Source organism: Streptomyces sp. SAS_270, assembly GCF_052543295.1.
Genome location: NZ_JBMNDS010000023.1, coordinates 49,647 through 73,303 on the forward strand (window position 1 = coordinate 49,647; position 23,657 = coordinate 73,303).

Genomic DNA, 23,657 nt, shown 5'->3' on the forward strand with positions numbered 1-23,657 from the left:
ACCGGTTCCGCCCTACAACTCCCGTGAGGGGAAGCGGTTTCGGGCGGAGCCGGAGTGGCTTCGGCTGGGTCACCAGACCCGTACCGACCCTCCCTTCGCGAACGCCGGGCTCGTCGCGTCGGGCGGCGGTTCCTCCAGGGGCTCGGTCAGTTCCTCGACGGTCGGGCCGACCTTCGCCGCGATCGGGTCGAGGAGGTCGAGGTCGAAGCCGTACACGCGGGCCGCGTTGCCGCCGGCCATCGCGGCGATCTCCTCGCGGGGCAGGCCGGCGTAGGCGATGCGCAGGCCCTCGCGGGAGTACGGGTAGGTGCCCTCGTCGTGCGGGTAGTCGCTGCCCCACATGATCTTGTCGAGGCCGATGCGGTCGCGCAGCGGCACCTCGTGCGGACGCATGAAGCTGGCGCCGACGAAGCAGTTGTCGCGCCACACCTGCGAGGGGCCCTTACCCATGGAGTCGGCGAGGCCCGCGCCGAACTTCGACTCCGCGGTGGAGGACTTGGCGGCGGAGGACTTCGTGGCGGCCGCGACCAGCCTGCCGTGGTAGTAGTCCAGCATGTCCAGCACCCCGGGGATCCAGCCCGAGCCCTGCTCGGTGAGGATCAGCCTCAGCTCGGGGTGGCGGCGGAACGCGCCGCCGAACACCAGGTGCCACAGCGCCCGGTGCGAGAACCAGGTGGTCTCCACCATGAACACCGCGCGGGCGGCCGGCTCGTCGCCGAGGGGCGGCGAGGCCGAGCCCGCGTGGTGGTTGACGGGCACGCCCAGTTCGGCGCAGACGGCCCAGATCGGGTCGTACGCCGACGAGTAGAGCTCCGGCAGCCCCGAGCCCGGCGGTGTGCCGGGCAGCAGCAGCCCGCCCTTGAGGCCCGTCCCCGCGGCCCGGCGGATCTCCTTCACGGCCTCCTCGACGTCGTTCAGGAGGATCTGGAACACGCCCGCCCGGCGGCCCGGCGCGGCCGCGCAGAAGTCCGCCAGCCAGCGGTTGTGGGCCCGCAGCCCCTCCCACCGCAGCGCGAACTCCTCGGCCGTGGGCGCCGGCGCCATCAGGGAGGCCGACGGGAAGAACGGCGGGATCGTGTTGGGGAAGACGACCTCCGCAACGATCCCGTCCTGCTCCAGCTCGGCGAGGCGCCGCTCGGAGTTCCAGTTCTTGTCGGCCGTGTCGGCGAGCAGGTCCTCGTAGGGGTTGACGTAGGTGGCCGCCCACGCGTCGAACTCGTCGTGGTGGCGCCTGGGCAGATACGGCTTGTAGTCGAGCAGGTCCGCGCCCGCATGGCAGTCCGCGGAGATCACCGTGTAGCGGTCGGTCATGAACTCGCCCCCAGTACCGGGAAGTCGTGGTCGGTCAGCCAGTGGCGGCCCACCTCGCGCGAGCGCGCCCAGGACGCCTCGACGGCGCTCTGGTCGGCGCTCTGGCCGAGCTCGGCCGGGGTGGGGCCGATGCGGCGGGCAAGCGGCGCGAGCTTCTGTGTGTCGAAGCCGAAGACGTCCGCCGCCGCGAGGCCCAGCATCCGGCGCGTCTCGGCGACGGGGATGTCGTGGAAGGTGCGCGACAGCCACGCGCGCGTGTCGGGCCAGGTGCCCTCGGGATGCGGGAAGTCGCTGCCCCAGAGGATGTTGTCGACGCCGATCTCGTAGCGCTGGGCCAGCTCGCGGCGCTTGGTGTTGGTCGCGCAGATGAAGATCTGGCGGTCGAGGTACTCGTGCGGCGGGCGCTTCAGCTCCGCGAAGGGGGACAGCTTCTTTCCGCCGTGCGCGCCCAGGTAGAGGCGGTCCATGAACCAGAGCAGGTTCGGCAGCCACCAGCACCCGGACTCCGCGACACCGAACCTGAGGCCGGGGTGCCGCTCGAAGACCCCGGACCAGAGCAGGAACCACAACGGCCGGGCGGGCCACCAGGTCACCTCGCTGACGTAGATGCCCAGATGGTCGCCGTACTCGTGGCGCGGCGCCGCCCCGGAGTGGGTGAGAACCGGCATCCCGCACTCGGCGGCCGCCGCCCACACGGGGTCGTAACGGCGGTCGTGGTAGGGCTCCTTGTCGACCCACATGGAGGGGATCATCAGGGCGCCGAGGCCCGACTCCTTGGCCCGGTGGACCTCGGCGACCACACGCGCGGGCTCGGCGGTGACGGGCAACAGGGCGACGCCGCAGTGCCGTTCGGGGTTCTGGCCGACGAACTCCGCGAGCCAGCGGTTGTGGGCCTGGGCGCCCGCCATGCCGAGGTCGGGGTCCTGGTCGCCGGAGAGGCCGAGGCCCACGCCGAACGGGGCGGCCGTCCGGCTGTCCACGGCGTCGGCGTCCGGGAAGACGACCTCGGCGGCCACCCCGTCGCCGTCGAGCTCCTTGAGACGCTGCGCGGCGTCCCAACCACCGCGCAGGCCTTCCTCGTTGTCGTGGAACCACTTGCTCGCGAACGCCTCGTTCCTGATGCCCAGGCGGGTCATCTCCTCGCGGCGGCGGTCGCGCCCCGCGAGGAAGTCGTCGAAGTCCCGGTGGAAACGGGCGTCCAGGTAGGGCCGGTACTCCTCGGTGGGCAGTCCGGCGTGGCAGTCGGAGGAGATGATCAGATAGGGGTCCTGCACGGTCATCGCCTGCCTCCTCAGTCCAGAATGAAGTTCTCCAGGTACGACGGGTCGGCCCGGTCGAGCATCGACTGCGAGCGCGCGCGGATCTGCCGGTCGCTGTGCTCGCTCTCGGGCAGCAGCCAGAAGCGGTCCGCCGCGATGCCGTCCGCGACCAGGTCGGCGACCTCCTCGACCGGCGTGAACCGCACTTCGTGGCCCGCCTCCTGCATCGCCGCCTCCCACTGGCCGAGGCTGCGGTACGGGGTCCTGCGCGGCCGCTCCTTCGCATACCGCTCGGGCCGGTTGCGGTGCGACTCCCACAGGCCGGTGCGGAGCATGTGCGGCCCCGGGAAGAGCACGGAGGCGCCCACGCGCGCGTGCTCCGCCTTGAGGTGCGCGTACAGCGACTCGGTCATCGTCACGACGGCCGCCTTGGTGACGGCGTACACGGAGGCGGTGGGCAGTGGGGCGATCCCGCCGTCGCCCGACGAGGTGTTGACGACATGGCCCGGTTCTGCCGAGGCGATCATCCTCGGAACGAAGGCCTGGACGCCGTGGAAGACCCCCCAGACGTTGACGGCGAAGGCCCACTTCCAGTCGTTCGGGTCGTGCTCCCACATGCGGCCCTCCGCGCCGGAGCCGACGCCCGCGTTGTTGCACAGCACGTGCACCGCGCCGAACCGGTCGAAGACGTCCTCGGCGAGCGCCATGACCTCCGCGCGCTCCCCGACGTCCACCACGCGCGCGTGCACGACGGCTCCGTCCTCGCGCAGCGCCGCGGCGGCCTTCTCCAGCGCGCCTTCCTCGACGTCCGCGAGGACCACCTTCAGCCCGTCGGCGGCGAACCGCCGCGCCATGGCGAGCCCGATACCGCTCGCGGCACCCGTGACGACCGCGACACGGCCTTCGCTGAGGTCCATCAGGCACTCCCCGCGGGCGGCCCGTCGAGGATCTGCTGCGGGTCGTCGTAGCGCTGATGGATGTACGGCAACAGGGCCTGCCCGCTGACCCGTTCGACGACCCTGCCCTGCTGGTCGGTGGTCTTCTCGCCGATGGTGATCTCGACGAGTTCGCGTACGGGGAGGTCGGCGACCGGGTCGTACATCGACTCGCGCAGCACGACGTCCCCGGTGACGCGCTCCAGTTTGCGCACCTTCTCGTTGCGCACGCAGTGCACGAGGACGGGGTCGGCGTCGAAGCCCGAACCGTCCACCGCGGGAAGGAACTTGAAGTAGAAGTCGGTCTTGCGCGTCGGCTCGGGCAGCGGCAGGGCCCCGCTCACCGCGCCGCGCACCTCGACGAACGCGATGCCGTGCCGGGCGAGTGCGGCGCGTACGACGAGGCCGTCGCGCTCCACCGTCACCTCACCGAGCTTCTTGGGCTCACCGAAGACCTCGCGCCCACCGATCAGGGCCCGCTCGTGGGTCATCGGCATGACCAGCGGATACCAGCCCTCGACGCCGTCGTGCCGGGCGGCGACGCCGAACGAACCGGCGCCCAGCGGGTATCCGGGCAGGTCGACCCTGCTGATGTTCACCCGCACCAGCGGGCGCCCGGTGGGTTTGAGCGGGGGCGGCAGGACCGCCGCGACCGCGTCCGGATCGCTCTCCCAGACGGCCACCACTCCGGTGGACCAGATGTCGGGGAGCTTGGAGCTCGCGGTGCGCGCGGCGGCGATCTCCGCCTCGGTCCGCGCGCCGTACCGCACTCGTGCCATGTGTGCCGCCCTTCGTAGGTCGTGCCTCTCGCCGGGGGTCTGTAACAGAGTTACAGCACAGTGCGCGATGGGTAAATACGCGTGCACGAGCGAGACTTGGGGGCACCATGGCAAGACCGGCACTCACCCGCGAAGAGGTCCTGGAGACCGCCGCGAGCCTGGTGAAGCAGCACGGCCCCGAGTCCCTGACGATGCGCAAGCTCGCCGCCGAGCTGGGCACCGCCGTCACCTCGATCTACTGGCACGTCGGCAACCGTGAGTCCCTGCTCGACGCGCTCGTCGAGCGGACCGTCGCCGACCTCGGCGAGATCCGCCCCGCCGGGCGCACACCGGCGCAGCGCGTCGTCTCCGTTGCGCGCGCCCTGCGCCGGCGGCTGCGCGACCATCCGCATCTCGTCGCGATGGTGCACGAGCGCGGTCTGACGGAGCGGATGTTCCTGCCCGCGCAGCAGGCCCTGGTGCACGAGGTGCACGCGGCGGGGCTGCGGGGCGCCCGCGCCGCCGAGGCCGTACGGGCCGTGCAGTTCCAGGTCGTCGGCTTCGTCCTGGTCGAGCGCAACCGTGAGCGTGCGCCCGTGCAGCGGCCCGCCGAGGAGGAACTGTGGGACGCGGGCACGGCCGAGGACGACGGGGCCCTGGCCCGCGCGCTGGCTCGCCCGGTCGACCAGGAGAGGCTGTTCACCGTCTCCGTACGGGCGCTGGTGGAGTCGCTGCTCGGGGCAGAGCCGAGGTCACCGTCCTGAGCCCGGGACGCGCCTGTCTCCCGGGCGGGCCGTCAACTCGGCGGTGCTCTGGCACCATTACGGGCTCCACGCGCGCGTGGCCGTCCGACGTGCCGCGAAGGTCCCCCGTTCGAGGACGGCGGCGACCGGGCTGTCAGTCGTGGCCCGTATCCTCAGGGACCATGCTCGAAGACCTGACGACCGCAGCGTCCCCAGCCTCCTGGCCGGCCGCGTATCCAAAGGGGTACGCGGTCGTCGACGTGGAGACCACCGGCCTGGCCCGGGACGACCGGATAATCTCGGCCGCCGTCTACCGGCTGGACGCGCGCGGCGAGGTCGAGGACCACTGGTACACGATGGTCAACCCGCAGCGGGACCCGGGCCCGGTCTGGATCCACGGTCTGACGAGCGACGTGCTCGAAGGGGCGCCCCTCTTCCAGGACATCGCCGAGGAGTTCGCCGGCCGGCTCGCGGACCGTGTGCTCGTCGCGCACAACGCGGTCTTCGACTGGTCGATGATCGCCCGTGAGTACGCACGCGCACAGCGCGAGGCGCCGGTACGGCAACGGCTGTGCACGATCGCCCTCTCCAAGGAGCTGAGGCTTCCGCTGCCCAACCACAAGCTGGAGTCGCTCGCCGCGCACTTCGGCGTCGTCCAGCAGCGCGCGCACCACGCGCTGGACGACGCGCGCGTGCTCGCCGAGGCGTTCCGGCCCAGCCTGCGCGCCGCCGCACAGGGCGGGGTACGGCTGCCGCTCCTCGAGTGCCTGCCGCTCAAGGAGTGGTCCGACAGCACCTCCCCGCGCATCGGGCAGCAGTCCTCCGGGGGGTACCGGCCGACCAGTTGGCGCCCCTCCCGCAAACGCCCCGCATGCCCCTATCCCAACCCAGGGCGGTACGAAGACGGCAAACCGCTCAAGCAGGGCATGCGCGTCGCCTTCTCCGGAGACACCTCGGTCGACCGCGAACTGCTGGAGGACCGCGCCGTCGAGGCCGGGCTGCATGTCGCGACGAGCGTGTCCCGGCTGACCAGCCTCCTCGTCACGAACGACCCGGACTCCAGTACGTCCAAGGTGGTCAAGGCCGCACAGTTCGGGACCCCGGTGCTCGACGAGGCGGCGTTCGGCCAGCTGCTGCGGGACGTGGCCCCGGCGTCGGGCACCTGACACGGGCGGCAGCCGACACGCTCCCACTGACGGACGTACGGGTGATTGCCGGGCGACTCGCCCGGCGCCCGCTCGCCCGGGCCGCCACGGCACCCCACCCTGTGGCGCATGGCGAGATGCGAAGTATGCGGCAATGACTACGGCATGACGTTCGAGGTGCACGCGCAGGGCGCGGTGCACGTCTTCGACTGCTTCTCCTGCGCGATCCACCGGATGGCCCCCATCTGCGAGCACTGTCGCGTCCAGGTCATCGGCCAGGGAGTCGAGGTCGACGGCCACTGGTACTGCGGCGCGCACTGCGCCCGGGCCGAGGGGCAGGTGGGGATCATCGACAAGGTGTGAGCCCCGCGAAAGCGGGCCCGCGGCACCCGGCGGGACCCTCCCGTCGGGAGCCGATTCGCGCCGAGTACCGTCAATGGGGTGTACCGCTTCCTGTTGTCCCGGCAGTGGGTGATCCTCACCCTTGTGACGCTTCTGCTGATCCCCACCATGATCAGACTGGGCTTCTGGCAGCTGCACCGGCACGAGCACAAGGTCGCTCTGAACAAGGTGATCTCCGACTCGCTGTCCGCGAAGCCGGTCCCCGCCGAGTCGCTCACCTCCCCCGGGCACCACATCAGGCACGACGACCTCTTTCGCCGCGTGAGTGCGAAGGGCACCTTCGACACCGCGCACGAGGTCGTCGTACGCCGCCGCACCAACTCCGACGACGAGGTCGGCTTCCACGTCCTGACCCCGTTCGTCCTGGACGACGGCCGGGTGCTCATGGTCAACCGCGGCTGGATCCCCGCGAACGGCGCGCAGACGGCGTTCCCGAAGATCCCGAAGCCCGCGAAGGGTGAGATCACCGTCACCGGGCGGCTGATGGCCGACGAGACGAGCGCCGACAGCGGCATCAAGAACATCCAGGGCCTGCCGGACCGCCAGGTGATGCTGATCAACAGCGCGCAGCAGGAGAAGTCGCTCGGCAAGCAGGTCCTCGGCGGCTACATCGAGCAGACCTCACCCGAGTCCAAGGGCGACTCCCCCGAGCTGATCCCCGACCCCGAGCACAGCGACATCGGCCCGCACATGGCGTATGCGATCCAGTGGTGGCTGTTCTCGGCGGGTGTGCCCGTGGGCTGGGTGGTTCTCGTCCGCCGCGAGCGCCGGGACCGCGAGGCCGCCGCCGCGAAGGACGTCGTGGCGGAAGCTCCCGTCGCCGTCTGACGTCGGAACAACTCCCCGCGTCCCCGACAGCCCGCCCCTCCGCCTCACCCGCCCGGCCGCCGGGCGGATTGCCCCCGCCCGCCGCAGGGAACCCGGCACTCGTGCATCGACGCATCGAGGACTACGCGCTCATCGGCGACGAACAGACGGCGGCCCTGGTGGGACGCGACGGCTCCGTCGACTGGCTCTGTCTGCCGCGGTTCGACTCGGGGGCCTGCTTCGCGGCGCTCCTGGGCGACGAGGACAACGGCCACTGGCGGATCGCGCCGAAGGGAGCGGGCCCGTGCACCCGGCGCGCCTACCGGCCGGACACGCTCGTGCTCGACTCCGAGTGGGAGACGGACGAGGGCGCGGTCCGCGTCACCGACCTGATGCCGCAGCGCGACAAGGCCCCCGACCTCGTACGCGTGGTGGAAGGGCTCAGCGGCCGCGTGACGATGCGCAGCACGCTCCGGCTGCGCTTCGACTACGGCTCGATCGTGCCGTGGATGCGCAGGTCGGACGGTCACCGGGTGGCGGTCGCGGGCCCGGACTCGGTGTGGCTGCGCAGTGAGCCGGCGGTACACACCTGGGGCAAGGACTTCGGCACCCACTCGGAGTTCACGGTCGCCGAGGGCGAGAAGGTCGCCTTCGTGCTCACCTGGCATCCCTCGCACGAGCCGCGCCCACAGCTCGTGGACCCCTACGACGCGCTGCGCGCCAGTGTCGAGGACTGGCAGGAGTGGGCGGCACGCTGTCGCTACGACGGGCCCCACCGGGACGCCGTCGTCCGCTCGCTGATCACTCTCAAGGCCCTCACCTACGTGCCGACCGGCGGCATCGTGGCCGCCCCCACCACCTCCCTCCCGGAGGAACTCGGCGGCGTCCGCAACTGGGACTACCGCTACTGCTGGCTGCGCGACTCCACGCTCACCCTCGGCGCACTCCTCGCGGCCGGCTACCACGACGAGGCCGAGGCCTGGCGCGACTGGCTGCTGCGCGCGGTCGCGGGCGACCCGGCGGACCTGCAGATCATGTACGGGCTCGCCGGTGAGCGCCGTCTCCCCGAGCAGGAGCTGCCGTGGCTGTCCGGTTTCGGTGACTCGACCCCGGTCCGGCTCGGCAACGACGCGGTGAACCAGCTGCAGTTGGACGTGTACGGGGAGGTCATGGACTCGCTGTCGCTGGCCCGGGAGTCGGGCCTGTCCGTGAAGCCGCACATGTGGCGGCTGCAGTGCGCCCTCCTGGAGTTCCTGCGCACGGCGTGGCGGCAGCCGGACGAGGGGCTGTGGGAGGTGCGCGGCGGACGGCGCCACTTCGTCTACTCGAAGGTGATGGCGTGGGTGGCCGCCGACCGCGCGGTCCGCGCCCTGGAGGACAATCCGAAGCTGCACGGCGACCTGGACGGCTGGCGCGCGATGCGCGAGGAGGTGCACCGAGAGGTGTGCGAGCGGGGCTACGACACCGAGCGCAACACCTTCACGCAGTCCTACGGTTCGCGGGAGCTCGACGCCGCGCTGCTGCTCATCCCGCGCGTCGGCTTCCTGCCGCCCGACGATCCGCGGGTGATCGGCACCATCGACGCGGTGCGCGAGGAACTGGGCCACAAAGGGTTCCTGCGCCGCTACAGCACGGACGAGACGGTGATCGACGGGCTGCCTGGCGGCGAGGGCACGTTCCTGGTCTGCTCGTTCTGGCTCGCCGACGCGCTGCACATGACGGGCCGCAAGAAGGAGGCCCGCGAGCTGTTCGACCGTCTGGTGGGCGTCGCCAACGACGTCGGCCTGCTCGCGGAGGAGTACGACCCGGTCGGCCGCCGCCAACTCGGCAACTATCCGCAGGCGTTCAGCCACATCGGCCTGGTGAACACGGCCCTCGCCCTCTTCCACGGGGAGGGGCAGGATGGGGCCGACGACGCCGAGAAGGCAGGATAGGGGCCATGGATCTTGGACTGAAGGACCGTGTGTACGTCGTCACGGGAGCCACCCGCGGCCTGGGCAGCGCCGCCGCGCGTGAACTCGTCGCCGACGGCGCGAAGGTGATCATCACCGGGCGGGACGAGAAGAGCGTCACCGACGCCGCGTCCGCGCTCGGCCCGAACGCTGTCGGTGTCGCCGCGGACAACGCCGATCCGGCGGCCGCTGCCCGGCTGATCGCGGCCGCGCGTGAGCACTTCGGCGGCTTCGACGGCATCCTGATCAGCGTCGGCGGCCCGGCGCCCGGGTTCGTCGCCGACAACACGGACGACCAGTGGACGGCCGCGTTCGAGTCCGTCTTCCTGGGCGCCGTCCGGCTGGCCCGCACCGCCGCGGCGGAACTCGACGAGGGCGGTGTGATCGGCTTCGTGCTGTCCGGTTCGGTGTACGAGCCGATCCCGGGCCTGACCATCTCCAACGGTCTGCGCCCCGGCCTCGCGGGCTTCGCCAAGTCCCTCGCGGACGAGCTCGGTCCGCGCGGCATCCGCGTGATCGGCCTGCTCCCGTCCCGTATCGACACCGACCGCGTCCGCGAACTCGACGGTCTGTCCGCCGACCCGGAGGCCACCCGCGCCGCCAACGAGTCCCGCATCCCGCTGCGCCGCTACGGCACCCCGGAGGAGTTCGGCCGCGCGGCAGCGTTCCTGCTCTCACCGGCCGCGTCGTATCTGACGGGCATCATGCTGCCGGTGGACGGCGGTATGCGCGCCGGGTTCTAGGGGGTGTTTTGAAAGTCCCGCACAGCACCCACGGCGCCCGGCACGCACCCTCGCCGCACCGGCCGAAGCCCCAAGTACGTCCAGTACGAGGGCCTTCGTCCGGCACGCCGAGGGCACGCACCGAACACCGCGGGCACCGCACAGGACTTTCAAAACACCCCCTAGTCCGCGCGTCAACTGACCCGTTCGGCCCGGTGCTTGACCCCGCGCAGGCGTACCTCCGCGGGGAGGGCGGCGAGGCCTGCCGAGTCCCGCGCGTGGGCGAGGGCTTCCGTGGTCAGCAGGTGCAGAGCCTGGCCGGGGTCCACGTGGGGCTCCAGCAGGAGCTGCACCCGGGCCTCGGGGGTGCTGCGCCGCCCGGTCAGCAGGACCTGCGCCCGCTGGACGCCGTCCGCCCGGCCCGCCTCGTCGGCGAGTACGCCCTCCAGGGCCCGTCCGCGCAGCAGGGCGCCCTCGCCGTCGCCGGTGTCGACGAGCACCTCCGCGAGCCGGCGCCGGCGCAGCACCGCGGTCAGCCACCACAGGGCGAGCAGCACGCAGAGGGCGAGTACGCCGATGACGGTCGGCCACCACCAGCCGTCGTCCCGCCAGCGGGCGCGGGCGGTGTCGCTCAGCAGCACGTCGTGCCGCCCGTCGTGGATCCACCAGGACGGCGGCTTCAGGCCGAGTCCCACGGCGAGCACGGAGCCGCCGAGCAGGACGAGGACCAGCCCGGCGAACCCGAGCAGGACGCGGTTGACGATCCTGAGCATCACGCTCACCCCTTCCGGCGCGGACGCCCGACATGCACCGACAGGGCGGGCTGCCGGGACAGCCCGAGCCCCCGGATGCCGTCGGCGAGCGTGGCGTCCAGGTCGGCGCGTACGTCGTCGAGTTCACGGAAGTGCGAGACCGCGCGGACGTCGACCCGGGTGCGTCCCATCCGGACCCGGACCGACTGGACTCCGGAGACCTCCATGGCCCGGTCGCGCAGCGCGGTCGCCGCGGCGCCGCGGTGCAGTCCGGCCCGTACGTCGGCGTGGGCGCGCCGCATGGGCAGGACGTCACGCAGTCCGGGGGTCGCCGCGAGCACGAGCAGCCAGAGGCCGAGGGCGGTCGCGCCTGCGGCCCCGACGAGCACCCAGGTGTCGTCGAGGGGGCGCTCGGCGAGCTGCCGGGCGAGGCTCCGGCGCCACTGCATGGCGGGCCGGTGGGCGCGGACGGCGGCGATGTCGTAGAGCAGGAGGCCCGCGCCGGACAGGATCAGCAGCGCGAGGATTCCGGCGGGGACACGGCGCGCCGACCAGAACCGGCCCTCGCCGTCGTCCTCGTCGTCCGCGGTCGGCAGCGGTTCGTACGCCGCCGCGGAGGCCGACTGGCCGAGTTCGTTCTCGGCCGTCTTCTCCAGGACGGGCAGCCACTGTGTGCTGCTCTCGGACGGGTCCTCGGAGCCCTGGGGCTCGGTCATCGCGCCCTCCCCTCTGCCGCGCCGGGTGCCGCTCTCAGGTGCAGCCGCTCCACGTGAACGGCCACCTCCGGGACTTCCATCCCCGCCAACGCCTTTACCCGCTCGGCGACTTGGCGACGCACCGCGTTGCATCGGCCACCGATGTCGGAGGGGTAGCCGAGTTCGACGCTGACACGGACGCGGGCACTTTCGTGGTGCACGACGACGGTGGCGTGCGGGGGCACGGCGCCGGGGGGCAGCACGTCGAGCGCCTCCCGGGCCGCCTGCGAGGCGATCTTGGCGACGACGCGGTCGGCGATGCGGGTCGCACCGCGTTCGGCCGCGGCGACGGCCGGCGGGGGCCGACGGGTCTCACCGAGCCGATCGGTCACGGGCGTCACCGGCGCCGGTCGTCGCGGGTGCGGAAGAAGTCACCGACGTCCAGGTCCCCCTCCAGGAACCGTCCGACGACGAAGCCGATGGCGCCCAGCGCGGCCACCAGCAGGAAGGCCCCGAATCCGCCGAAGTAGCCGGCGAAGCCCAGCGCCATTCCGGCGATCATGCCGATCACGGCTGTGCTCATGGTGCGCTCCTCAGCGGTTCGGTGGCCGGGGTGTCACTGGAGCCGGGACTCGGGCTCGTCGTCCTCCTCGTCCGGCAGCTTCACGTCGCTGACGGCGATGTTCACCTCGACGACTTCGAGGCCCGTCATGCGCTCCACGGCCGCGATCACGTTCTCCCGTACGGCCTGGGCGACATCCGCGATGGACACCCCGTAGTCGACGACGATCTCCAGGTCGAGCGCGGTCTGCAGCTCGCCGACCTCGACCTTGACACCCCGGGTGACGGATTTCGAGCCGCCGGGCACCCTGTCGCGCACCGCTCCGAAGGTCCGGCTCAGTCCGCTGCCCATCGCATGGACGCCGAGGACGTCACGGGCGGCCAGCCCGGCGATCTTCTCCACGACACCGTCGGCGATCGTGGTCCGTCCCCGGGTGGCGGGATCGCCTCCGCCACGCCTGGTGGGCTTACGGGTCCCCAGCGGTTCCGCCGTCTCGCCCTCAGGAGTCTCCGGTCGCTTTCGTTCGGTCATGTCGGTCATCGCCGTGCGTCCCTTCCGGTCGTCTCCGGTTGTCTCCTTTGCCCACACTAAGTGGGGTTGCCCGGCCGCGCGCCGGGGATGCGGCAGGCTGGAGGAATGACGGCGGATCAGTGGGCGCACGCGGTGCGGCGGCAGCTCGGGCTCGGCAGGGTACTGCCCCTCGGTGGAGCGGGCGACGGCGCGTGGATCACGGAGGAGGCGGCCGGGGCGGTGCTGCGGCGCGCGGCGGCCGCTGTGCGCGGTGTGCGGCTCGGCGCGCTGCGGATCGCCCTCGCCGATCCGGCGGACACCACCTCCGCCGTCGTACCGCCGCCTCCGAGCGCGCTGCCTTCGGGCCCGCTGCGCGTCGGCGCGGAGTTCGCGGCCTCGGCGGACCCCACGGCTGCAGGGGCCGAGCCGCTCCCGGCGACCGCGGCCAGACTCCGCGCCGCTCTCGCCGCGGCGGCGACGGAGCGGCTGGGCCTGACGGTCACGGACGTGGACCTGGGGGTGACCGGGCTGCTGGACCGCGAAGAACCCGTCGTCACCGGCGCGGACGAGAAGCCGGCGACGCCGCCCGGGCGCGCACCCGAGGGCATCGCGGACACCGACGAGTCCCGGGTGGCCGCCGCCGCGCTCTCCGTCCCGGGCGTGACGCGCCTGACCGGCGTCCTGGGCGGCCCCGGCCGTGCCGTGCACATCGAGGACCGCCCCGGCCGGGAAGCCGCTCTGCCGCGTCGGCACGTCCGCGTCGAGCTGGCGGTCGCACCCCACCTGCGCACCCTTGACGTGACGCACGAGGTCCGCACGGCGGTCACCGCCGCCCTGCGGGACCACCCGTCGGTGGCGGTGCTGGTGACGGCGGTGGAGTAGGGCCCTGCGACCGGGCTGCGTGCTGTTCGGGCTGATCGCCCTATTCGCCGACGCCGGCCAGGTCGCGCAGTCGCCGTGCCTGGGCGGCGCGCTCGGCGGCGCGCTGCTCCTCATAGGTGCGGTCCTGGGCGCCGCGCAGAAGCGCCTTCGTCTCGATGACCGCGTCGCGGGGCGCGGCGAGCAGCGCGGACGCCAGATCGCGTACGGCGTCGTCGAGCTGGTCGGCGGGCACGGACAGGTTGGCCAGACCGGTGCGCTCGGCCTCCTCGGCCTGGACGAAGCGGCCTGTCGCGCAGATTTCGAGCGCGCGGGCGTACCCCACGAGACCCACCAGAGGATGCGTGCCCGTGAGGTCGGGGACGAGACCCAGGCTGGTCTCGCGCATGGCGAACTGCACGTCGTCGGCAACGACGCGCAGGTCACAGGCGAGCGCGAGCTGGAAGCCCGCGCCGATGGCATGCCCCTGCACGGCGGCGATGGACACGACGTCGCTGCGCCGCCACCAGGTGAACGCCTCCTGGTACTCGGCGATGGTCGCGTCGAGCTCACCGTCGGAGCCGCGCGCGAGGTCGATGAACGACGGTTCGCCGTCGAAGCCCTCGGGCGTGAACGCCTGTCGGTCGAGCCCCGCGGAGAACGACTTGCCCTCCGCGCGGAGCACCACGACACGGACGGTGCCCGGCAGCAGCCTCCCGGCCTCCGCCAACGCCCGCCACAGCGCGGGACTCTGAGCGTTGCGTTTGTCCGGGTTGGCCAGCGTCACCGTGGCGATCGTCTCGTCGACGGTGAGCCGTACGCCGTCCTTGTCGAGTACCGGACCGAGGTCCGTGCCGAACGAAGCCATGGGGCGCCTCCGATGGGTGCGGTCAGAGTGGATCCCGTACGACCTGCCTCACGGCATGCCGTACGAGGAAATCCTTAAGTGACTGCACAGTAACCACCCGGTCGGTCAGCCGACCGACCGGGTGGTCACCACCGAAGCCGATGGGGACGCCCGGCCTCAGGCCGAGGCGGCCTTCTTACCCCGTGTCGCGCCGCCACGCCCTCGGAGCGTGACGCCCGACTCGCTGAGCATCCGGTGCACAAAGCCATACGAGCGGCCGGTTTCTTCGGCCAGCGCCCGGATGCTCGCACCGGAGTCGTACTTCTTCTTCAGGTCTGCCGCGAGCTTGTCGCGCGCGGCGCCGGTTACCCGGCTGCCCTTCTTCAGAGTCTCGGCCACCCGTGCCTCCTCATGGGAAGTGCGCTCTGGACTTCTCATGATCACCCCTCCCGGCCTTCATGGCCACCCATTCGGCAAGGTCCGTAAGACAAGGTTTTGACGACAGGAGCCGGTCCCCACAACCGGAATACGATCTTCCGGGCAGTCGTGTCCGTACGGCCGAACGGGTAGTTCCACGAAACAGCAGGTCAGCGACGCGCGACGGCCGAGCCCTTGGCAACAAAGGGCTCGGCCGCGAATTCGATGTAGGACACACCTCGGTACGAGGAGATCTCACACAGATGATGGATCACGGATCGGCCGAATGATCCATACGCAGTGGATCAGTCATTCGATCAAGAAGGGACGACTCCTGAAGTGACCCCTTACAAGTGCACGCTCAGGCGAGGGCGACCAGGTCGGCGTAGTCGGCGCCCCACAGGTCCTCGACGCCGTCGGGCAGCAGGATGATGCGCTCCGGCTGGAGCGCCTCGACGGCTCCCTCGTCGTGGGTGACGAGGACGACGGCGCCCTTGTAGGTGCGCAGTGCGCCGAGGATCTCCTCACGGCTGGCCGGGTCGAGGTTGTTCGTCGGCTCGTCGAGGAGGAGGACGTTCGCCGAGGAGACCACGAGGGTCGCGAGGGCGAGACGGGTCTTCTCGCCGCCGGAGAGGACCCCGGCGGGCTTGTCGACGTCGTCCCCGGAGAACAGGAACGAGCCGAGCGTCTTGCGGACCTCGACCAGGTCCAGGTCGGGGGCGGCGGAGCGCATGTTCTCCAGGACCGTGCGCTCGGGGTCGAGGGTCTCGTGCTCCTGCGCGTAGTAGCCGAGCTTGAGGCCGTGGCCCTCGACGACCTCACCGGTGTCGGGCGTCTCGACGCCACCGAGGAGCCGCAGGAGGGTCGTCTTGCCGGCGCCGTTCAGGCCGAGGATGACGACGCGGGAGCCCTTGTCGATGGCCAGGTCGACGTCGGTGAAGATCTCCAGGGAGCCGTACGACTTCGACAGACCCTCGGCCATCAGCGGGGTCTTGCCGCAGGGCGAGGGCTCGGGGAAGCGGAGCTTGGCGACCTTGTCCTGCTGGCGCACCGCGTCGAGGCCCGCGAGCAGCCGGTCGGCGCGCTTGGCCATGTTCTGCGCGGCGACCGTCTTGGTGGCCTTGGCGCGCATCTTGTCGGCCTGCGAGTGCAGGGCGGCGGCCTTCTTCTCGGCGTTCTGCCGCTCACGCTTGCGGCGCTTCTCGTCGGCCTCGCGCTGCTGCTGGTACAGCTTCCAGCCCATGTTGTAGACGTCGATCTGGGCGCGGTTGGCGTCCAGATAGAAGACCTTGTTGACGACCGTCTCGACGAGGTCGACGTCGTGGGAGATCACGATGAAGCCGCCGCGGTAGGTCTTCAGGTAGTCGCGCAGCCAGACGATCGAGTCGGCGTCGAGGTGGTTGGTGGGCTCGTCGAGGAGCAGGGTGTCCGCGTCCGAGAACAGGATGCGGGCCAGCTCGATACGGCGGCGCTGACCACCGGAGAGCGTGTGCAGGGGCTGGCCGAGCACCCGGTCGGGCAGGTTGAGCGCGGCGGCGATGGTGGCGGCCTCGGCCTCGGCGGAGTAACCGCCCTTGGTGAGGAACTCCGTCTCCTGGCGCTCGTACTGCCGAAGGGCCTTCTCCCGGGTGGCGCCGCTGCCGTTCGCGATGCGCTGCTCGTTCTCGCGCATCTTGCGGATCAGGGTGTCCAGGCCGCGGGCGGAGAGGACGCGGTCGCGGGCGAGTACGTCGAGGTCGCCGGTGCGCGGGTCCTGCGGGAGGTAGCCGACCTCGCCGGAGCGGGTGACGGCACCGGCGGCCGGCTGGCCCTGACCTGCGAGAACCTTGGTGAGGGTGGTCTTGCCCGCGCCGTTGCGGCCGACCAGGCCGATGCGGTCGCCCTTCGTGATGCGGAAGGTGGCGGACTCGATGAGGATGCGGGCGCCGGCACGCAGCTCGATACCGGAGGCGGAGATCACGGACAGACTCCAGGGCAGGGTCGTTGGCGGGGTGGACGGCTGAGGACGTTCCCGCCGTCTAATGCGCGAGGAGAATGGCCATGGGCCAAGTCTAACGGGGCCGTGCAACCACTTTCTCTGCGTGCGGGCGTCCGGCACTGTGATGCTCGCCCCGCAGCGCGCCGGACGTCGGGGCCTGCGCCCGGCGCCCGGCTCCGACCAGCCGGGGATCCCCTTCGGCTCCCAGGAGCGTTGTCAGTGGCCGGTGCAAGACTGTGGAGCAGCTCACATTCCGGCCGCGAGACGAGAGGAAGTGATCGGTATGGCAGGCACGCACGGCGCACGACCGAGCATCTACCCGTCGCTGCTGTACGCGAACGCCAAGGCGGCGATCACACAGCTGACTGAGGCCTTCGGCTTCACCGAGCTGTCCGTGTACGAGAGCGAGGACGGCACGGTGCTGCACGCCGAGCTGGTGCAGGGCAACGGCGCGGTCATGCTCGGTTCGAAGGGGCGGGGCGGCCGGTTCGACGAGGCGATGAAGAACGCCGGCCCCTGCGGGATCTACATCGTCGTGGACGACGTCGACGCCCACCACCAGTGCGCCGTGGACCACGGCGCGGAGATCCTGATGCCCCCGACGGACCAGGACTACGGCTCGCGGGACTACATGGCCCGGGACGCCGAGGGCAACATATGGAGCTTCGGCACGTACGCCCCCGAGATAGGGAGCTGACGCACCGGGGTTCAGCTCCCTCCGGTGTGCACCTGGAAGGCGGCACGGCGTACGGCCTTGGCCAGCGCCGGATCGGGGTGGGCGGCGGCGAGCGCGACCAGGACCTGCACGGTGCGGGGGTGACCGACGGCGCGCACCTCGTCGAGGAGGGCGGGCACGGTGGGCTGGACCGCGGACTCCAGATGCCGTACGAGCAGCGGGGCCTCGCCGTGGTCGGCGACGGCCGCGGCGGTGTCGACCCACAGCCAGGTGGCCTCGTCGCGGGTGAGGACCTCGTGGGCGTCCTCGGGGTCGTGCCCGTCGTGCTCGGCGAGCCAGAGCAGGGCGTAGGGGCGCAGCGAGGTCTCCTCGGCCGCGGCGCTCACATCGGGCTCGGCGGGGGCGCCGACCACGCGCAGCGCCTCGAAGGCGAGGCCCCGGCTGAGGGCGTCGTCGCCCCGGGCGGCGTCGAGGAGTTCGGTGACCGCGCCGCCGACGGGGCGCGCGGCGAGCCAGGCGCGGTACTCGGCACGGGCCGCGTTCGGGCGCAGCTGGGCGCAGCCGCGGAGCATGTCCTCGGCGGACGCCTCGATGTTCCCGGCGGGGCTCTGCGCGGCCACGCAGATCTGCTCCAGCTTGACCCAGACCGCCCAGCTGCCGAGCGGGGTGAGCGTGGCCTGTCCGTCGGCGCAGGTGAGTGCGCCCACCGAGGCGAGGGCGTGCAGGGCCCAGGCGAGGAGGGGGGCGAGCGGGGTGTCGGTCACCTGGTCCGCGGTGGCCGCCGGTTCGGGCTCGGGGCCGTAGGGGACCTCGCAGCGCTCGGTGCGCAGTTCGGTGACGCGTTGTTCGAGGAGGTCGAGAAGTTGCTCCACGGGGACGGGCCCCGCGGAGAGCTGAAGGAAGGAGAGCACCTGGGGCATCGCGGAGACGACCTCGGCGACGGCCGCGGGCTCGCGGTCCGCCGGCTCCGGATACGCGAGCGACCAGGCGTCGAAGAGGGCGACCCAGCCGCGCAGTACGGCGCTGTCGTCACGGTTCCAGGCGCGCAGCCGCCAGCCGGGGCGGGCGCTGTCGCCGTGCACCTCGACGAGGCCCGCGAGGCGGGCGGTGTCCCAGTCCGCGCGGACCTGAGCCGGGGTCAGCCCCAGGTCCTCGGCGGCCCGTTGGGCGGTGGCATCGGAGAGGGAGCCCTTGCCGTCGGGCGCCGCACCGTCTCGCCCGGGGCGGAGTGCGGCGTCGGCCCAGCGGGCGACGCGGGCCGCGCCGGCCAGGCCGGTGCGTGCCATGCGGGCCAGTTCCGAGGGGGCCGGGGTGCCCTCGGGGGGCCGGGGTGCGGGCCGGCGCGAGCGGCGCTGGGTCACCGCTCGGGGGACGGCGGCCAGGGGCCGTGGGCCGACGAGTCGGAGCCTGGAGTCGCGCGGGTTACGGGACGTCACAGGTGCAGTCTTCCGGTTGACAGTGCGAAAACCCAAACGGAATGCCTCGGCGGGCGACGGGGCCGGTGGACACACCGGGCCAACCGGGCGCTCGACACGAGTGAGCGATCAGTTGACCGAGCCACAACCGGAAGGAGCCGAGGGCTTCGGCGGCCCGGCCTGGGCGGGGTCGCCCGGGACGTCTGCGTCAGACGTCTACATCAAAGGGATGAGGAAGCGGCGCAGGGCTTCCTCGTAGCCGGCGGGGTCGGCGTTCCACATGGCGCCGTGCGGGGCGCGCGGGACGGTGTGCAGGCTGACCAGGTTCGGGCGCATCGCGGCGAGCCGTCGGGAGGGTCCCCAGGGAGCGATCGTGTCGTCGGGGCCGTGCAGCACCAGGGTCGGCAGGTTGATGCGAGCGGGGTCGGCGGCCTCGTGGATGCGGTCGCCGTACAGGCCCGTGCGGCCCTGGGCCGCGCGGACCGCGAGGGGCAGCAGGGCGCTGGGGGTGCGGCGGGCCGTGGCGAGGGCGCGCAGGGTCGTCTCCCAGTCGAGGACGGGCGAGTCCAGCACGAGGCCGGAGATCCGCTCGCGCAGCGCGGAGTGCGAGGCGGCACGCAGGGCCATGGTGGCGCCGGTGGACCAGCCGTACAGGACGACATGGTCGGCTCCGTAGCGGACGGCGTAGCGGATCGCCGCGTCCAGGTCGCGCCACTCGGTCTCGCCGAGGTGGCCGAGGCCGTCCGGGGAGCGGGGTGCCCCGAGGTCGCCGCGGTAGGCGAGGTCGAGGACGGGGAAACGGTGGCGGTGCAGGAACTCCAGCACGTTCATGGGGTGTTCGCGGGTGGTGCCCAGGCCGTGCACCGTGATCACCCAGGTGTCCCGCAGGCCGGGCACGAACCAGGCGGGCAGGGCGCCGAGCTCGCCCGGGACGTCGACGTCGGCGTGGTCGAGGCCGAGTGCGGTGCTCGGGTTGCCGATGTGCACGTTCGGGGTGAACCACACCTTGTCGCCGGGTTCCAGCGTGCCGTGGGTGACGCGTTGCAGTCGGCGTACGACGGTGTCGGCGGGGTGGGGGGCGGCGTTCAGGACGGGGCCGACGACCGCGTGGGAGCCGTCGCCGCCGAGGCCGTAGGTGCCCGGTCTCAGTGCGGCCAGGTCCCGGGTCAGGGAGATCCGGCCGGCGGCCGTGGCGTGCACGGTGAGCCGGGGTTCGGTGGGCAGCGGCCTGCCGGGCGGCGCCTTCAACGCGGCGTCGCTGGCGAACCGGCCCGCGGCGACGGAGGCTGCGCCCGCGGCCAGGGCAACGGTGACGGCCGCAGCCGTCGCTTTGACTGTGCGCACGGGTCCAGTCTCCTGGCGGAGCCCGCTACCGGCCAGCGGAACGACACGCTTGCGCCACCCTGCCCCTCCGCCGAGGCGGAAGGGCGGGGCGGGTGGTGCGGGTGGTGCCCGGTGGGTGCGTGGGGTCTTCGCCTGACCGAAACCGGCGCGGATGCGCCCCCGCCTCCCGGAAAGGGCCGAAGCCGTCGTGCGGTGGTCCGACGGCTATCCCGGCTGGCCGTAGCCCTTCATGCGTTCGCCGGCCTCCCGCAGTTGGGCCGGGGTCAGAAGGTGCGGGGAAAGGGTGGGGACCGAAGTGGCGAGAAGCCAGACCTGGCACATCCAGTCGAGTTGGGCGGTGCGGTCGTAGGCCTGGGCGAGGGAGGTGCCGTAGGCGATCGTGCCGTGGTTCTGGAGGAGGCAGGCGGTGCGGTCGGTGAGAGCCCGGAGCATGTTCTCGGCCAACTCCGGGGTGCCGTATGTCGCATACGGGGCAACCCGGACGGGTCCGCCGAGGGCGCCCGCCATGTAGTGGATCAGCGGAAGCTCCTGTACCAGCGTCGAGACGGCCGTCGCGTGCGCGGCGTGGGTGTGGACGACGGCGCGCGCCTCGGTGGTGCGGTAAATCGCGAGGTGCATCGGGAGTTCGCTCGTCGCAACCAGCGAACCGAGCACCTGCCGGCCGTCGAGGTCGACCCCGACCACGTCCGTCGGCGTCAGCCGGTCGTACGGCACGCCCGTCGGCGTGACCAGGACCGTGTCACCGACCCGCACCGAGACGTTCCCCGACGTCCCGACGACCAGCCCCTCGGTCACCGTGCGGCGGGCCGTCGCGACCAGCTCGTCCCACGCCCGTGCGACGTCGCCGCCCGCCGCTCGCTCCTGCGCGCCCCGCCCGTCCCCTGCGTCCCGCCGCTGCTCAGCCATGCCGCGATCCTCCCAGGCGCCGCCCCCGGCCCGGGGGCGGCGAGGGCACTTTAGGACGGAAGCCCAGCGTCCGTAAGGGCGCATATGCCCATACATCACCCTCTGCCAGTGATTGGCTGATGATCGACCGGCATTCAACGATCTTCGAGTAATCTCTGGGTGATTTGTCGCGCACGTCGCCATTCCGGGGGGAAATATGGCTCGTGATCACAAACCGTCCCGCCGTCACGCCCGCGTCATCGCGGCAACCGTGACGGCGCTCGCCGTCGGGGGGATCGCTCTCGCCGAGGTTCCGGCCTCGGCCGCGGGCAAGCCCAAGGGACACGACGTCTCGTCGCATCAGAAGACCGTCAACTGGCAGAGCGCCAAAGCGAAGGGCGCCCGCTTCGTCTACATCAAGGCGACCGAGGGCGGCACGTACCGCAATCCGCGCTTCGGCTCGCAGTACTCCGGGGCGCGCAACGCCGGCCTGCTGCGCGGCGCCTACCACTTCGCACTGCCGAACAAGTCGTCCGGCGCCGCCCAGGCGAGGTACTTCGTGCGCAACGGCGGCGGCTGGAGCGCGGACGGCCGGACGCTGCCACCCGCGCTCGACATCGAGTACAACCCGTACAGCAAGCACAAGTGCTACGGGCTGAGCAAGTCCGGCATGGTGCGCTGGATCCACGCGTTCAGCAACGAGGTCAAGCGGGAGACCGGGCGGCGCCCGGTGATCTACACGACCACGCACTGGTGGAACACCTGCACCGGCGGCAGCCGCGCCTTCGCCGCGAACCACGCCCTCTGGCTAGCCCGCTACAACTCGGCGGACGCGGGATCACTGCCCGCGGGCTGGACGTACTGGACGTTCTGGCAGTACGACAACAGCGGCAGCCTGCCGGGTGACCAGAATCTCTTCAACGGCTCCATGGACCGGCTCAGGAAGTTCGCGAAGGGATAGCGGAACCCAATATTCCGCCTCAGTTCGAACCGTGCGCCATCCCTCCGACACATTCCGACACATCCGGAGGGATGGCACCCCGAATCGAGTCACCCTGTGTCCCGTCTCAGTTCATCTTCCGTTCATCCAGGTTGCCTACGGTCCTCATGCCACTGACGTCCAACAGAAGCCTGGGTAAATGGAACACATCACGCTCCTCCTCGGAATCGTGATCGTCACCGCTCTCGTGTTCGATTTCACGAACGGTTTCCACGACACCGCCAACGCGATGGCCACCACCATCTCGACCGGCGCACTCAAGCCCAAGGTCGCGGTGGCCATGTCCGCCGCCCTCAACCTTGTCGGCGCGTTCCTTTCGGTGGAGGTCGCCAACACGATCTCCAAGGGCCTCGTCGACGAATCCGGCATCCGTCCGGAGGTCATATTCGCGGCGCTCGTCGGCGCCATCCTGTGGAACCTGGTGACCTGGCTCGTCGGGCTCCCGTCCAGTTCCTCGCACGCTCTGATGGGTGGCCTCATCGGCGCGACCATCGCCTCGGCCGGTACCGGCGCGGTGCACGGTGACGTCCTGGTCACCAAGGTGCTGCTGCCCGCCGTCGCCGCGCCGCTGGTCGCGGGCATCGCCGCACTGATCGCCACCCGGCTGATGTACACGCTGGGCAGGAACGCGAACGGCAAGTCCACCGAGAAGGGCTTCCGCGCCGGTCAGATCGCCTCCGCGGGTCTGGTCTCGCTGGCCCACGGCACCAACGACGCGCAGAAGACGATGGGCATCATCACCCTGGCCCTGGTCGCCGGTGGCGCGATCGCTCCCGACTCCGACCCGCCGGTCTGGGTCATCCTCTCCGCCGGTCTCGCCATCGCGGCCGGCACCTCCCTGGGCGGCTGGCGCATCATCCGCACGATGGGCAAGGGCCTGACCGACCTCCAGCCGCAGCAGGGCTTCGCCGCCCAGACCAGCGCGGCCACGGTCATCCTGGCCTCCTCGCACATCGGCTTCTCCCTCTCCACCACGCACTCGGTCTCCGGCTCCGTGATGGGCGCGGGCCTGGGCCGCAAGGGAGGCGTGGTCCGCTGGTCCACCGCCACCCGGATGTTCGTCGCCTGGGCGCTGACCCTGCCGGCCGCCGCCCTCGTCGCCGCGCTCGCCGAGTGGGTGACCGGTTTCGGCGACTGGGGCACCGCGCTCGTCGCCGTCTTCCTCGTCGCCTCCTGTGCCGCGATCTGGAAGATCTCCCGCCGCCAGGTGATCGACCACACCAACGTCAACGCCGACACCGACACCGACGAGGAGCCCGCCGGTGTGGTGACCACGGCCATCGCCGCCGTCACCCCGCCCCCGGTCGGCACGGTGACCGACGACCTCACCGCCACCATCCCGTCCCCGGACGCGGAACCCACCCGCCCGGCCACGGTGTAAGGAACGAACAGCATGGACATCGACTGGGCAGCCCTCGGCTCCGTCTTCGGAGTCAGCCTCGTGGTCACCGTGGCCCTCGTCGGCCTCTTCACCCTCGGCATCGTCGGCCTCGCCAAGCAGGAGTCGGCCTCGGCCAAGGGCGATTCGGCCGCACTCGCGGTCACCGGCGCCTACGCCTGCTTCGCGGCGTGCGCGGCGGCGGTGGCGTACGGGATCTACCTGATCGTCGCCTGACGGCCGGACAGAAACACGTAAACCAGGCATCACTTCGGGTGGGGGGGGGGGGGGGGGGGGGGGGGGGGG

Annotated in this window: 26 protein-coding genes; 11 read left to right on the forward strand and 15 right to left on the reverse strand. The window is 71.7% G+C overall.

From position 1 onward, the window contains the following. Nucleotides 1–69: 69 nt before the first annotated feature. From ACN6LB_RS17885 to ACN6LB_RS17900, 4 genes are read right to left on the reverse strand one after another with little or no spacing between them, the layout of a single operon-like run. Nucleotides 70–1,311, reverse strand: coding sequence for an amidohydrolase family protein (locus tag ACN6LB_RS17885; protein ID WP_445026776.1), 1,242 nt, complete (start codon nt 1,309–1,311; stop codon nt 70–72). Then, entirely contained in the window at nt 1,308–2,591 is a 1,284-nt protein-coding gene (locus ACN6LB_RS17890) for an amidohydrolase family protein (RefSeq protein WP_445026777.1), read from the reverse strand. The genes ACN6LB_RS17885 and ACN6LB_RS17890 overlap by 4 nt, the downstream gene beginning before the upstream one ends. Nucleotides 2,592–2,602: 11 nt before the next feature. Then, nucleotides 2,603–3,487: an SDR family NAD(P)-dependent oxidoreductase gene (locus tag ACN6LB_RS17895; RefSeq protein ID WP_445026778.1), complete on the reverse strand. Its 885-nt coding sequence runs from the start codon at nt 3,485–3,487 to the stop codon at nt 2,603–2,605. Further along, nucleotides 3,487–4,284 (reverse strand): acetoacetate decarboxylase family protein, encoded by a 798-nt coding sequence (locus ACN6LB_RS17900; RefSeq protein WP_445026779.1) that lies wholly within the window; start codon nt 4,282–4,284, stop codon nt 3,487–3,489. Before ACN6LB_RS17900 ends, ACN6LB_RS17895 begins: the two co-directional genes overlap by 1 nt. Nucleotides 4,285–4,391: 107 nt before the next feature. Here ACN6LB_RS17900 and ACN6LB_RS17905 point away from each other — a divergent pair, with 107 nt between their 5' ends. The 6 genes from ACN6LB_RS17905 to ACN6LB_RS17930 all read left to right on the forward strand — a co-directional run bounded on the left by ACN6LB_RS17905 (nt 4,392) and on the right by ACN6LB_RS17930 (nt 10,055). Beyond that, complete coding sequence (locus ACN6LB_RS17905) at nt 4,392–5,027, forward strand: TetR/AcrR family transcriptional regulator (RefSeq protein ID WP_445026780.1); 636 nt, start codon at nt 4,392–4,394, stop codon at nt 5,025–5,027. A gap of 161 nt (nt 5,028–5,188) precedes the next feature. Next, nucleotides 5,189–6,172, forward strand: a complete 984-nt coding sequence (locus ACN6LB_RS17910; RefSeq protein ID WP_445026781.1) for a DEDDh family exonuclease — start codon at nt 5,189–5,191, stop codon at nt 6,170–6,172. A 108-nt stretch (nt 6,173–6,280) separates the two neighbouring features. Further along, nucleotides 6,281–6,514 (forward strand): hypothetical protein, encoded by a 234-nt coding sequence (locus ACN6LB_RS17915; protein WP_356140371.1) that lies wholly within the window; start codon nt 6,281–6,283, stop codon nt 6,512–6,514. Between the two features lie 78 nt (nt 6,515–6,592). After that, nucleotides 6,593–7,381: an SURF1 family cytochrome oxidase biogenesis protein gene (locus tag ACN6LB_RS17920; protein ID WP_445026782.1), complete on the forward strand. Its 789-nt coding sequence runs from the start codon at nt 6,593–6,595 to the stop codon at nt 7,379–7,381. 101 nt (nt 7,382–7,482) lie between these two features. Next, nucleotides 7,483–9,294 (forward strand): glycoside hydrolase family 15 protein, encoded by a 1,812-nt coding sequence (locus tag ACN6LB_RS17925; RefSeq protein ID WP_445026783.1) that lies wholly within the window; start codon nt 7,483–7,485, stop codon nt 9,292–9,294. Between the two features lie 5 nt (nt 9,295–9,299). Continuing rightward, nucleotides 9,300–10,055 (forward strand): SDR family oxidoreductase, encoded by a 756-nt coding sequence (locus ACN6LB_RS17930; protein WP_445026784.1) that lies wholly within the window; start codon nt 9,300–9,302, stop codon nt 10,053–10,055. A gap of 173 nt (nt 10,056–10,228) precedes the next feature. Here ACN6LB_RS17930 and amaP read toward each other — a convergent pair whose 3' ends face one another. From amaP to ACN6LB_RS17955, 5 genes are read right to left on the reverse strand one after another with little or no spacing between them, the layout of a single operon-like run. Further along, nucleotides 10,229–10,807 (reverse strand): alkaline shock response membrane anchor protein AmaP, encoded by a 579-nt coding sequence (amaP, locus tag ACN6LB_RS17935; protein WP_445026819.1) that lies wholly within the window; start codon nt 10,805–10,807, stop codon nt 10,229–10,231. 5 nt (nt 10,808–10,812) lie between these two features. After that, nucleotides 10,813–11,502, reverse strand: a complete 690-nt coding sequence (locus tag ACN6LB_RS17940; protein WP_356141338.1) for a DUF6286 domain-containing protein — start codon at nt 11,500–11,502, stop codon at nt 10,813–10,815. Next, complete coding sequence (locus tag ACN6LB_RS17945; protein WP_445026785.1) at nt 11,499–11,882, reverse strand: Asp23/Gls24 family envelope stress response protein; 384 nt, start codon at nt 11,880–11,882, stop codon at nt 11,499–11,501. Before ACN6LB_RS17945 ends, ACN6LB_RS17940 begins: the two co-directional genes overlap by 4 nt. Beyond that, nucleotides 11,879–12,064 (reverse strand): hypothetical protein, encoded by a 186-nt coding sequence (locus ACN6LB_RS17950; RefSeq protein ID WP_356141334.1) that lies wholly within the window; start codon nt 12,062–12,064, stop codon nt 11,879–11,881. Before ACN6LB_RS17950 ends, ACN6LB_RS17945 begins: the two co-directional genes overlap by 4 nt. A gap of 33 nt (nt 12,065–12,097) precedes the next feature. Beyond that, on the reverse strand, nt 12,098–12,583 hold the full coding sequence (locus ACN6LB_RS17955; RefSeq protein WP_356141332.1) for an Asp23/Gls24 family envelope stress response protein: 486 nt from the start codon (nt 12,581–12,583) through the stop codon (nt 12,098–12,100). 96 nt (nt 12,584–12,679) lie between these two features. On the opposite strand from ACN6LB_RS17955, the gene ACN6LB_RS17960 reads away from it, so the two are divergent. Continuing rightward, nucleotides 12,680–13,435 (forward strand): nucleopolyhedrovirus P10 family protein, encoded by a 756-nt coding sequence (locus ACN6LB_RS17960; RefSeq protein ID WP_445026786.1) that lies wholly within the window; start codon nt 12,680–12,682, stop codon nt 13,433–13,435. Nucleotides 13,436–13,475: 40 nt separating this feature from the next. Here the strand turns inward: ACN6LB_RS17960 and ACN6LB_RS17965 are convergent, their stop codons facing one another. The 3 genes from ACN6LB_RS17965 to ACN6LB_RS17975 all read right to left on the reverse strand — a co-directional run bounded on the left by ACN6LB_RS17965 (nt 13,476) and on the right by ACN6LB_RS17975 (nt 16,635). After that, a complete protein-coding gene (locus ACN6LB_RS17965) occupies nt 13,476–14,279 on the reverse strand; it encodes an enoyl-CoA hydratase/isomerase family protein (protein ID WP_445026787.1) in 804 nt (267 codons plus the stop codon). Between the two features lie 156 nt (nt 14,280–14,435). Beyond that, a complete protein-coding gene (locus ACN6LB_RS17970; protein WP_006123601.1) occupies nt 14,436–14,657 on the reverse strand; it encodes a helix-turn-helix domain-containing protein in 222 nt (73 codons plus the stop codon). A gap of 379 nt (nt 14,658–15,036) precedes the next feature. Continuing rightward, complete coding sequence (locus tag ACN6LB_RS17975) at nt 15,037–16,635, reverse strand: ABC-F family ATP-binding cassette domain-containing protein (RefSeq protein WP_356141326.1); 1,599 nt, start codon at nt 16,633–16,635, stop codon at nt 15,037–15,039. A gap of 301 nt (nt 16,636–16,936) precedes the next feature. Between ACN6LB_RS17975 and ACN6LB_RS17980 the strand changes: the two genes are divergently transcribed. Beyond that, a complete protein-coding gene (locus tag ACN6LB_RS17980; protein WP_356141324.1) occupies nt 16,937–17,350 on the forward strand; it encodes a VOC family protein in 414 nt (137 codons plus the stop codon). 11 nt (nt 17,351–17,361) lie between these two features. Here ACN6LB_RS17980 and ACN6LB_RS17985 read toward each other — a convergent pair whose 3' ends face one another. The 3 genes from ACN6LB_RS17985 to ACN6LB_RS17995 all read right to left on the reverse strand — a co-directional run bounded on the left by ACN6LB_RS17985 (nt 17,362) and on the right by ACN6LB_RS17995 (nt 20,994). Then, entirely contained in the window at nt 17,362–18,765 is a 1,404-nt protein-coding gene (locus ACN6LB_RS17985; RefSeq protein ID WP_356141322.1) for a hypothetical protein, read from the reverse strand. Between the two features lie 195 nt (nt 18,766–18,960). Further along, a complete protein-coding gene (locus ACN6LB_RS17990) occupies nt 18,961–20,088 on the reverse strand; it encodes an alpha/beta hydrolase family protein (RefSeq protein ID WP_356141320.1) in 1,128 nt (375 codons plus the stop codon). A gap of 204 nt (nt 20,089–20,292) precedes the next feature. Continuing rightward, complete coding sequence (locus ACN6LB_RS17995; protein WP_445026788.1) at nt 20,293–20,994, reverse strand: class II aldolase/adducin family protein; 702 nt, start codon at nt 20,992–20,994, stop codon at nt 20,293–20,295. Nucleotides 20,995–21,190: 196 nt separating this feature from the next. On the opposite strand from ACN6LB_RS17995, the gene ACN6LB_RS18000 reads away from it, so the two are divergent. From ACN6LB_RS18000 to ACN6LB_RS18010, 3 genes are all read left to right on the forward strand, one after another. Next, on the forward strand, nt 21,191–21,934 hold the full coding sequence (locus ACN6LB_RS18000; RefSeq protein WP_445026789.1) for a lysozyme: 744 nt from the start codon (nt 21,191–21,193) through the stop codon (nt 21,932–21,934). Between the two features lie 178 nt (nt 21,935–22,112). After that, nucleotides 22,113–23,354 (forward strand): inorganic phosphate transporter, encoded by a 1,242-nt coding sequence (locus ACN6LB_RS18005; RefSeq protein WP_356141314.1) that lies wholly within the window; start codon nt 22,113–22,115, stop codon nt 23,352–23,354. Nucleotides 23,355–23,366: 12 nt separating this feature from the next. Continuing rightward, complete coding sequence (locus ACN6LB_RS18010; RefSeq protein ID WP_445026790.1) at nt 23,367–23,588, forward strand: hypothetical protein; 222 nt, start codon at nt 23,367–23,369, stop codon at nt 23,586–23,588. Nucleotides 23,589–23,657 lie beyond the last annotated feature (69 nt).